Source organism: Weizmannia agrestimuris, from assembly GCF_943193165.1.
GTDB classification, from domain to species: Bacteria; Bacillota; Bacilli; order Bacillales; family Bacillaceae_C; genus Weizmannia; species Weizmannia faecalis.
The window spans coordinates 1-9,794 of sequence record NZ_CALPDC010000068.1; the positions used below are offsets into that span (position 1 = coordinate 1).

Genomic DNA, 9,794 nt, shown 5'->3' on the forward strand with positions numbered 1-9,794 from the left:
CACGCCCGGGCAGGATGCTAAAAATCGGGTGCAAACCATATGCGGTTATCAGGTCCATACATGGCGGCATCAATCGCTGGAAAGCCGGTTACGAATGGTGGCCAAACATCCTGCATCACGCCCGGGCAGGATGCTAAAAATCGGGTGCAAACCATATGCGGTTATCAGGTCCATACATGGCGGCATCAATCGCCGGAAAGCCGGTTACGAATGGTGGCCAAATAACCTGTACCACGCGGGGCAGGATGCCAAAAATCGAAAGCAAACGATCCGCGGCTATCGGGTACACGTAAGGTGGCCGTCAATCGCCCGGAAAGCCGGTTCCAGTCGCAGTCATAAACCATTTGCATCTGCATATACATTCATATCCGGGGATGGTGCGCAATCATGGCCATAAGCCAAGGAATGGTAGGTGCCGGCCCGCGGGAATACCGTGCTACTCAAAGCAGTACCAGCATAAAACATTTATCATTGGGGACTTCCGCAAAGCGCTTGCTTTCGCGGTGACCATAAATAAAAAAGGGGGATTCAAATGGGAAAGGTCAAAAAATGGTTAGCAGCAGGATTGGTTTTCATTTTGGCAGCAGCACTGGTTGCAGGCTGCGGCAAATCAAAATCGACAGGCGGATCCGGTTCTGCAAGCGATGATCCGATCAAAAAAATCGAAGACAGAGGGAAATTGGTCGTTGGAGTCAAATATGATACATATCTATTTGGCTACAAAGACCCTAAAACCGGAAATGTGGAAGGCTTTGATGTAGACATTGCCAAAGCGATTTCCAAGAAAATTTTCGGTGACAAAGTCAAAGTCGAACTGAAAGAAGTCACATCGAAAACCCGGATTCCAATGCTGCAAAACGGCGATGTTGACATGGTTGTCGCTACCATGACGATTTCGCCGGATCGTAAAAAAGTGGTCGACTTCTCGGATGTTTATTTTGACGCCGGCCAGTCGCTCCTTGTGAAAAAAGGAAGCAAGATTAAGAGCGTCAAAGACTTGACGAAAGGCACAAAAGTCTTGACGGTAAAAGGTGCGACATCTGGTGACAACGTCAGAAAAGCCGCTCCGGATACAACCGTGTTAGAGTATGAAAACTATCAAGAAGCATTCACGGCTTTAAAATCCGGCAAAGGCGATGCACTGACAACCGACAACTCGATTCTGTACGGCATGGCCGCCCAAGACTCGAACTACCAGGTTGTAGGTGGCACTTTCACGAAAGAACCGTACGGCATTGCCATGAAAAAAGGCAATACGAAACTTGTAAAAGCCGTCAACAAAGCTTTGAAAGAACTGAAAGACAGCGGGGAATACGACAAAATCAAAAACAAATGGATCAAAGAATAAGGATAAGGGGTGGGCAAAATCGCCCATCCCTTTCTCCTGATTAAACCGCAAAGGAGTGAAACAGCGTGCTTGATTTTTCCATCCTCACCGACAATATCGACTTATACATGAAAGGTTTTGTCAATACGATTAAAATCAGCATCATCGGCCTTGTCGCCAGCTTCATTCTCGGCAACCTCATTGCCGTGTTCAGGCTGGCCCCTGTGAAACTGCTGAATTTTATCGGCGCAGTCTACGTTGAAGTCATCCGCAATATTCCGTTAATCCTGACCGGTTTCTTTTTCTATAACGGGCTCAGCTATTTTCATATTAATTTAAGCGGCTTTATCGCGGGCACCATTGCGCTCTCCATTTACACCGCCGCTTTTATTGCGGAAGCCGTACGTGCCGGCATTCAATCGGTGGACAAAGGTCAGCTTGAAGCCGCACGGTCAACCGGTTTGACGTATACCCAGGCGATGCGTTACGTCGTCCTTCCGCAGGCGATCAAAATCGTCATTCCGCCGATCGGCAACCAATTTCTGAACCTGGTCAAAAACTCTTCGATCCTCGGTGTTTTTGCGGGACTCGACCTCATGTACTACGCCGATCTCATTCATGAAAAAACATGGATCACTTTTGATACGTATATTTTCGTCGGCATGTTTTATCTCATTCTGACGATCCCGCTCAGCCTGCTTGTCAACTATCTTGAACGCCGGCTGGCCAGAAGCAGTTGAATCATATTTAAAGGAGGGAAATGCGATGGATTTTGCCGGAGCTTATTCAAGTGGAAACCTGACGTATTTGCTGAAGGGTTTTGCGGTGACATTGGAAGTGGCTTTTGTTGCAATCGTGTTGAGTTTTCTCATCGGCTGTATTCTCGGCATCTTGCGTTACGCCAAAATTCCAATTTTATCGCCAATCGTGGCACTTGTTGTCGAAATCACCCGGAACTTGCCACTGATTTTGATTATTTTCTTTACATATTTTGCCTTGCCTGAAGTCGGCATGAAAATGAGCGTCACGGCAGCAGCCATTTCGGCGCTGACGGTGTTCGAATCCGCGATGATTGCTGAAATTGTGCGCGGCGGCCTGAACGCCATCCCGAAAGGCCAGATCGAAGCTGCCCGTTCATCCGGCTTGAAATATACCCAAACCTTGTGGTACATCATTCTGCCGCAAGCTTTGAAAAAAATGATCCCGCCGCTTGTGAGCCAGTTCATCTCACTTTTAAAAGATACGTCGCTTGCGATCATCATTGCGCTGCCGGAACTGTTACACAATGCAAAAGGGATTTACAACGGGGAAGGCGGATCAAAATACATCATCCCGATTCTGCTCATGGCAGCTTTCATGTATTTTGTTGTCAACTACTTGCTTTCGATTCTCGCGCGCCGGCTCGAAAAGCGCCTCGACCCGGACCGTTCCGCTGCCAAACAGCTTGTGAACACAACAGAAAATTTGCTCTAGGGGAACCTGTCCTGAGGTTCCTTTTTTTTGCGCAGCTTTTCTCATGATAGAGATGTTTGCGATTGCTGATTTTCATTCGCAAAGTTGCAAAATAAATCAAATCCCCATTGCTTTTTTGTGCTAACTGTTATACAATATATATAACAAATAACCCAAATAAAAGAGATGATGTTCATGCTCATGAAAATCGACCTTGAATCGAATGTCCCTATTTACCAACAGCTGCATAACAGCATCATGGAAGGCATTGCGTCAAAAGAGCTGGCACCGGGCGATTCACTTCCATCGGTAAGGGCGATGGCATCCGACCTCGGTGTCAACATGCACACGGTCAATAAAGCCTACCAAATCTTGAAGCAGGAAGGCTTTATCCAGATCCACCGGCAAAAAGGGGTTGTCATCCAGCCTGAACAGATGCCCCCGGCCGATGAACCGTATCTTGAAAGCCTTACGGGAAAACTGCGCCCGCTCATCAGTGAAGCGATCTGTCGCGGCCTGGACGAAAAGCAATTTTTAAAAATATGTGAAAAGCTATATAACGACATTCAAAAGGTGGGAGAACAATGGAAACCATAATGGTATTGATCTTTTTCGGTCTGGTTGCCGTCATGATGGCAATAACACCGTACATTACAAGGAGAACGGAAAGTTTTGGGGTCACCATCCCAGAGGCAGCCTACCTGGATCCTGAACTGAAAAAACTGAGGAAACAATACGCCGCAGTCATTATTGTCTTCAGCATCCTTCTGGCAGCCGCCCTGTTCATAGCTGTAAGCACAAGCCAGTTGCTTCAAACTGGTTTCGCTCTCGCAGTCCTTGTTGACATTGCCGGTAATTTTCTTATCTATCTTTATTTTCACCGAAAAATGAAGGCAATCAAGAAGACGCGGAACTGGGCAACTGGGAAAAAGCAGGCGATCATCGTCGACCCGAAATTCCGGAGCCAGAAACTCATTTTTTCCAACGCATGGTTTCTGATCCATGCAAGCGTGACAGCAGCCACTTTCCTGATGACATGGTTGTGCTACGGACGGATTCCGGACCGGATCGCCATGCATTATGATTTTAACGGTACACCGACAGACTGGGTGGAAAAATCGTACCGGACCGTGTTTGAACTGCCAACTGTCCAGCTGTTCTTGCTTATCCTGTTCATTTGGCTGAATACGATGATTGCAAGAAGCAAACAGCAGCTCAATGCCGAAAGACCGGAAGCCTCCCTCGAGCAAAATGTCCGTTTCCGGCGCAGATGGTCAGCATTTATGATCATTACAGGCTTGCTTATGATTTTACTATTTTTTGCCATTCAGCTTTCCTTTATTGTGCCGGTCCCGATTGCCTGGTTGTCGTACGGAGGCATGGGCGCGGTCCTGTTGATTGTGGCCGGGGCGGTTTTGCTCTCGGTTATCACCGGGCAGGGCGGCAGCCGCATCCGCGTAGGCAATGGTGCCGTTCAGGGCCGCTTCCAGTATGATGACGATGCGTATTGGAAACTCGGCGTTTTTTACTTCAATCGCAACGATCCTTCCTTATGGGTGGAAAAAAGGTTCGGGAGCGGCTGGACCCTTAACTTTGCGCACCCGGCAGGCTGGATTATCCTCGGGCTCATTATTCTGATTCCGCTTTTGCTTGGTGTTTTCTTTTCTTAAAAAACAAGGGGGCTGCTCCAAAGAATGGAAGCAACCCCTTTTATCATTCACTTTCAAGATCAACCCATTTGTCTGCCCAATTTTGCACTTCATCAAGGACCGGCTTGATCGCCTCGCCTTTTTCTGTCAACCGGTATTCGATCCGGACAGGGCTTTCCGGGTACACTCCCCGTACAAGGATGCCCTGGTCTTCCAGCTCCTTCAGCCGCTCCGAAAGCACCTTTTGGCTGATATGCGGGATAAGCTCCGCCATTTCGTTAAACCGCATCGGCCCATTAGAAAGGACACGGATAATCACGCCAACCCAGCGTTTTCCCAATAGCTGAAACGCCTTTTCGAAACGCGGACATAAACTTTGGTTTCCCATTTTTGTAACGCACCTTTCTTATCAACCCTGCATTCCGGGGCTATATCAACAAAACCCTTTTTAACCATTATACATGAATTGTGAACTTACTAAAAGTAACTAGCTAACAATCTCTGTCCAGGGGAACTGCTGTGCTTCGCTGAAAAAGCTGGCAAACCCGTGACAGAAATGGCCCTAAAAAATCCCCAAATAAAGACGAAAAAATGAAAATGAGAGGAAATGCACAGTGAAACGGTGCTGCCCCCAAATAAAAAAGCGAAAAGGAAAATGCTCCGATGCGTCCTGGCTGGGTAAAGTTCTTCCAATCCATTGAATTTTCATATAAAATAAAGGGAGTAAAGAAAGGGAGGTTTTTAAGGTGAAAAAATTACTTTTCTATACAGCAGTAGGCTTTGCCGGCTACCAATACTTCAAATCAAAAGAAAACCGTGAAAAAGCGGCAGATGCCCTGAACAAGTTTTATGGAAACGTGGAAAAATGGCTCTCAAATTTTCAGCAATCAAATCGCAGCGGAGACAGACAATCCGACACACAAGCCTAAAGGCAGACAGTGATTGGGCGTAGTCACCATTGCGATCCAGTCAGTCGAACGCTTGAAATGATCTCCCACCTGCTCTTTGGCCATGAGGATGGAAGACTTCTTTCATAAATCCGTTAAAATGGACTTGATCATTCACGCCCTCTTCTAATCCCCGTTCACCCACAACTGTAAAATTTTCCCTGGACCATCACAACAGGGAAGTCGTGAACCTTCCAAATCTCAAATAAAATTTACAGGTGTAAAAACCATACGGAGACGGGTGAAGTATCATGGCCGAAAGCGGGTAAAATAAATACTGAATCTTGAATGTTCCCTGGCAAAATACGGAAACCGAAACAATAAGCCTCATGTAAAAAACTCCCCAAAGCCTGGTGAATATATAAAATGAACCTAAATTTTTCGCGTTAAAATCAATTACGATGGCTACACATACAGAAGTAGGAATGTTTAGTTCAACTTATACAGCAGCCGAAAGCAGAAAACGTGATTCTTAACTTAACGAAAAACGGGTGCGGGAACACGCTGGGTCCGGGAAAGAAGCTGGTTTTAAACCTGGATGGTTCCCTGCAAAGTGCCTATCATAAAATTGACAAATATCAAGTTTTAACCTTTTTGACAAACCCATCCTCATGCCCGAAAATGGCTGTAAGAAGAGTGAACTTTATGCAAACAAAAGCGGTCGTTTTTATTGACGCCGTTTAAGAGAGGGATACAAATGTCAGTGACATCATACGTCGATCAATATGGATATATTGTGCTGCTTTTGGCACTTTTGCTCGAAATGATTGCAGTTCCGCTTCCAGGCGAAGTGCTGATGAGCTATGCCGGTTATATGGTGCACCAGGGGCAGCTCAACTGGATCTTGAGCATTCTCATTGCCGCCACCGGTACATCTGTCGGCATGACAACGGCCTATTTTATCGGGCAGCGGCTCGGCGGCCCGTTTTTACATAAATACGGCCATTTTATCCATCTCGGCCCGTCCCAGCTTGAAAAAACATCGCGCTGGTTTAATAAATATGGGAATAAATTGCTTATCGTCGCGTATTTTATACCAGGTGTCCGCCACATCACCGGCTATTTTTCCGGAATTACGAAACTGCCATTCCGGTCATTTGCCACTTTTGCCTATTCCGGCGCTTTGATTTGGACAAGCACGTTTATTTCCCTCGGGAAGCTGCTTGGCCCGCAGTGGGAGCAGTTTCACGAAGCGGTCAAAAAATATCTCGTCATAGGCGGTATTGTAAGCGCCGGTTTAATCATCGCGTATTATGTGTTCCGCTATTTCCATAAGCAGATTTTCTGGGCGATGATGGCGGTGCTCCGGCGCGTTTTCATGATTTTCCGCAGCCGGGTCCGCGCCGAGTTTGTGATCATCGGCACCACGCTGGTGACATTGTTTTTGATTGTGTTAATGATCACAATGATTCAAAACCTTTTCAGCGAAGATTTCAGTGACTTTAACGAGGTGACCTCTTTAATCGTATCGCTTTTGTTCAAACACCATTGGGCAGGCGTCATGAAAGGGATGCTGGCGCTCAGCTCGCGGCAGGCGCTCATTCTCGTCATGGTGTTGACGGTTCTTTGGATCATTTGGAAAGGCAAAGATCGCACGCACGAATTTTTGATTATGCTGCTTGTTACAATCGGCGGGGAACTGTATCAAAATGTGCTGCATGAAGTGTTCCACCGGATGTCGGAAACGGAAATTCCGACGTTTTCCCACTTTGTCTTCTCATTTCCGAGCGACCAGGCGATGATGATTCTGATCATTTACGGCTATTTTACATATCTCGTTGTCCGGCACGCTGAGATGTTTTGGGTCCATACGTTTATGGATGTACTTCTTTTAGCTGTTCTGTTGTTCGCAGCTGTCAGCCATATTTATTTCGGCCTTGAAATCCCGAGCAACATTGCGGGCGGTTACGTATTCGGCGGCGTCTGGCTTGGCTTAAATATTTTATTGCTGGAAATTTTCCGTATGATATGATGGATAAGAAAGCAAATGTTGGAGGGGAAACATGTTCTCAGACTTTGTCACACAAATTTTAACAGCACTCGCTGATCTGGGTTACTTCGGTGTTGCGATCGGGCTTGCGATTGAGATTATCCCGAGCGAGATTGTCCTTGCCTATGCCGGCTATTTAATTTCCCGGGGAGAGATCAATTATTTCGGCGCCATTGCAGCGGGCACACTTGGCATTTTGATTGCCCAACTGATTTTATACTGGATCGGTGCATACGGTGGGCGCCCGTTCTTGCTAAAGTACGGCAAATATTTGCTGATTCACGAAAGGCATCTCGATGTCGCGGAAGAATGGTTCAACAAGTACGGCGCCGGTGTTATTTTTACGGGCCGATTCATCCCGGTCATCCGCCAGGCCATTTCGATCCCGGCCGGCATTGCCAAAATGTCGTATTTCAAGTTCATTTTTTTCACGCTGCTTGCGACCATTCCGTGGGCGGTGCTGTTTATCTTTCTCGGTGAACGTCTCGCATCAAACTGGGCACAAATTGATGACGTCGCGGCTCCTTATGTCAAGCCGGTTACCATTATCGCGATCGTTATCATTGTGCTTTATATCGCTTACTCGATGTACCGCAAGAAAAAAAAAGCCTGACCCTCTATTTAGGGGGCCGGGCTTTTTCCATAGATGAGGGAAGAATGGAAACAGTGCGGTTCGGATCCCAAGAACGGCTAACTCCCACTAAATCAAAGATACAGAGGGGATTAGCTGCTATAATTGTTCAAAATCCTTAACCAAAAAAACCGCCTGCACAAAGCAGACGGCGAAAAAGGGGGTTAACATGGATGAAAAAGCAAGCCTAGTTTGCATCTTGCCTGATTACAAGAAAAAGGATAACGCAGGAAGCTTAAAACAATCTTAACAGGCCGAAATTCCGAAAAGAGGCAGGCTTGCCCACTATGCCCAGAAAAAAACCGCCTGCACAAGGGCGGCGGCCTAAAAAAGGGGCATATGAAAAAAGTAGGTTGTAAGCTCTCTTGCAAAGAAAAGGATACCTGCCGAAACTTAAAAAATGCTTAAAACCTCTGCTTCTCCGGCCATAAAAAACCGCCTGCACAAAGCAGACGAACCAACAAAAGCTCTTACCTGATGACAAACATCAATATACCGCTGGAAAATAAAAAACGCCTTAACTTTGCATGAAAGTTATGTGAAATTCCCCACAAATTATGATCTCGACAAAAATAACAAAATTTCATCAAAATTTTCGTGACAAATTGCCGCTTTTAGATAATAATAATGAAGACAGACTACTAAAACGAGGGATTCTATGGAGTCAAGAGTAGCGAAAAAAAAGAAAAAACGGTCAAGAGTCCGCTGGCGCAGAGTGTTCCTTATGCTCTTTTTACTGCTCATCGTCGCCGGCGCGGGTTACACAGCCTATCAATACTACGCTGGCGTTCATCAGACAGACCCGAATGATGCCTTAAATATGGACAATCTGGAATTTAACGGTAAAAAGGATGCAAATGGCCGCACAAACATTCTCCTTCTCGGAATTGATCGGCGCGGGCAAGAAGATTCAAGAACCGATACCATCATGATTGCCCAATATGACCCGAAGAATAACCAGGTGAAGCTCATTTCGATTATGCGTGACATTTATGCCGAAATCCCGGGGTATAGAAACTATAAAATAAACACAGCCTATTATCTTGGCAATCTGAAGAATCAAAAAAAGGGTGTTGAATTGCTGCGTCAAACACTCAAAGCCAATTTTGACATTGATGTGCAATATTATGCACTTGTCGATTTCCAAGGCTTTGTTAAAATTGTCGATACCCTGGCGCCTCAAGGCATTGAAATGAACGTGGAACATAAAATGTCGGAAAACATCGGCTTGACGCTTTATCCTGGAAAACAGCTGATGCATGGGAAACAATTGCTCGCCTACGCACGATTCAGACATGACGCACAAGGCGACTTTGGCCGGGTTGCCCGCCAGCAAAAAGTGCTTAAAGCGCTCCAATCCGAAGTTTTCAGCGTGAACGGTATCGCCAAAGCACCGAAACTGCTCGGAACCATCCAGCCGTATATTGCCACCAACATGAGCAAAATGAACATTCTTGCACTCGCCAAAGACGCCGTCGGAGGCAACCTCAAGGTAAAAACAATGACCGTACCGGTTGCCGGCACCTATACCAATGTCAGCTATCCGGGCGTCGGCGCCGCACTCGAAGTGGACAAAGAAAAAAATATAGAAGCCATCAAACAGTTTTTGGATGAATAACAGGGGCCGGTTCCGGCTCTTTTTTTTGTTGCAGACAGAAAGCCGTACCGGGAGCAAATTGTCTTTTTGGAGAGCTCAAAAAGACAAAAGAGAGCCGGACCAAGAGCAAATTGTCCTTTTGGAGGGTTCAAAAAGACAAAAGAGAGCCGGACCAAGAGCAAATTGTCCTTTTGGAGAGCT

At 46.3% G+C, this 9,794-nt stretch carries 10 protein-coding genes; 9 read left to right on the top strand and 1 reads right to left on the bottom strand.

Going from position 1 to position 9,794, the window contains the following annotated elements; genetic code table 11:
* The first annotated feature begins 532 nt into the window (after window positions 1–532).
* The 5 genes from NFR98_RS15010 to NFR98_RS15030 all read left to right on the top strand — a co-directional run bounded on the left by NFR98_RS15010 (window position 533) and on the right by NFR98_RS15030 (window position 4,449).
* Complete coding sequence (locus tag NFR98_RS15010; protein WP_014096261.1) at window positions 533–1,348, top strand: transporter substrate-binding domain-containing protein; 816 nt, start codon at window positions 533–535, stop codon at window positions 1,346–1,348.
* 65 nt (window positions 1,349–1,413) lie between these two features.
* Window positions 1,414–2,067, top strand: a complete 654-nt coding sequence (locus tag NFR98_RS15015; protein ID WP_014096260.1) for an amino acid ABC transporter permease — start codon at window positions 1,414–1,416, stop codon at window positions 2,065–2,067.
* 25 nt (window positions 2,068–2,092) lie between these two features.
* Complete coding sequence (locus tag NFR98_RS15020; protein ID WP_251460516.1) at window positions 2,093–2,800, top strand: amino acid ABC transporter permease; 708 nt, start codon at window positions 2,093–2,095, stop codon at window positions 2,798–2,800.
* Window positions 2,801–2,974: 174 nt separating this feature from the next.
* The gene (locus NFR98_RS15025; RefSeq protein WP_014096258.1) at window positions 2,975–3,376 is read left to right on the top strand and encodes a GntR family transcriptional regulator; all 402 of its coding nucleotides are present in this window, start codon (window positions 2,975–2,977) and stop codon (window positions 3,374–3,376) included.
* Window positions 3,364–4,449 carry a DUF1648 domain-containing protein gene (locus tag NFR98_RS15030; protein WP_046722009.1) on the top strand — a complete coding sequence of 362 codons (1,086 nt, stop codon included), beginning with the start codon at window positions 3,364–3,366 and terminating at the stop codon, window positions 4,447–4,449. Before NFR98_RS15025 ends, NFR98_RS15030 begins: the two co-directional genes overlap by 13 nt.
* Before the next feature lie 43 nt (window positions 4,450–4,492).
* Here the strand turns inward: NFR98_RS15030 and NFR98_RS15035 are convergent, their stop codons facing one another.
* Complete coding sequence (locus NFR98_RS15035) at window positions 4,493–4,816, bottom strand: winged helix-turn-helix transcriptional regulator (RefSeq protein ID WP_110133773.1); 324 nt, start codon at window positions 4,814–4,816, stop codon at window positions 4,493–4,495.
* 358 nt (window positions 4,817–5,174) lie between these two features.
* Here NFR98_RS15035 and NFR98_RS15040 point away from each other — a divergent pair, with 358 nt between their 5' ends.
* From NFR98_RS15040 to NFR98_RS15055, 4 genes are all read left to right on the top strand, one after another.
* Entirely contained in the window at window positions 5,175–5,357 is a 183-nt protein-coding gene (locus NFR98_RS15040) for a hypothetical protein (RefSeq protein ID WP_110133774.1), read from the top strand.
* A gap of 715 nt (window positions 5,358–6,072) precedes the next feature.
* Window positions 6,073–7,347, top strand: coding sequence for a VTT domain-containing protein (locus tag NFR98_RS15045; protein WP_014096254.1), 1,275 nt, complete (start codon window positions 6,073–6,075; stop codon window positions 7,345–7,347).
* A 31-nt stretch (window positions 7,348–7,378) separates the two neighbouring features.
* Window positions 7,379–7,978, top strand: coding sequence for an undecaprenyl phosphate transporter UptA (uptA, locus tag NFR98_RS15050; RefSeq protein ID WP_026685193.1), 600 nt, complete (start codon window positions 7,379–7,381; stop codon window positions 7,976–7,978).
* Window positions 7,979–8,654: 676 nt separating this feature from the next.
* Window positions 8,655–9,614 carry an LCP family protein gene (locus NFR98_RS15055; RefSeq protein ID WP_017550886.1) on the top strand — a complete coding sequence of 320 codons (960 nt, stop codon included), beginning with the start codon at window positions 8,655–8,657 and terminating at the stop codon, window positions 9,612–9,614.
* The last annotated feature ends 180 nt before the right edge of the window (window positions 9,615–9,794 follow it).

Excerpts from the sequence above, each read along its gene's own strand:
- NFR98_RS15045 (WP_014096254.1), top strand. The coding sequence starts at position 6,073 with ATGTCAGTGACATCATACGTCGATCAATATGGATATATTGTGCTGCTT.
- NFR98_RS15010 (WP_014096261.1), top strand. The coding sequence starts at position 533 with ATGGGAAAGGTCAAAAAATGGTTAGCAGCAGGATTGGTTTTCATTTTG.
- NFR98_RS15020 (WP_251460516.1), top strand. The coding sequence starts at position 2,093 with ATGGATTTTGCCGGAGCTTATTCAAGTGGAAACCTGACGTATTTGCTG.
- NFR98_RS15035 (WP_110133773.1), bottom strand. The coding sequence starts at position 4,816 with ATGGGAAACCAAAGTTTATGTCCGCGTTTCGAAAAGGCGTTTCAGCTA.
- uptA (WP_026685193.1), top strand. The coding sequence starts at position 7,379 with ATGTTCTCAGACTTTGTCACACAAATTTTAACAGCACTCGCTGATCTG.
- NFR98_RS15055 (WP_017550886.1), top strand. The coding sequence starts at position 8,655 with ATGGAGTCAAGAGTAGCGAAAAAAAAGAAAAAACGGTCAAGAGTCCGC.
- NFR98_RS15025 (WP_014096258.1), top strand. The coding sequence starts at position 2,975 with ATGCTCATGAAAATCGACCTTGAATCGAATGTCCCTATTTACCAACAG.
- NFR98_RS15030 (WP_046722009.1), top strand. The coding sequence starts at position 3,364 with ATGGAAACCATAATGGTATTGATCTTTTTCGGTCTGGTTGCCGTCATG.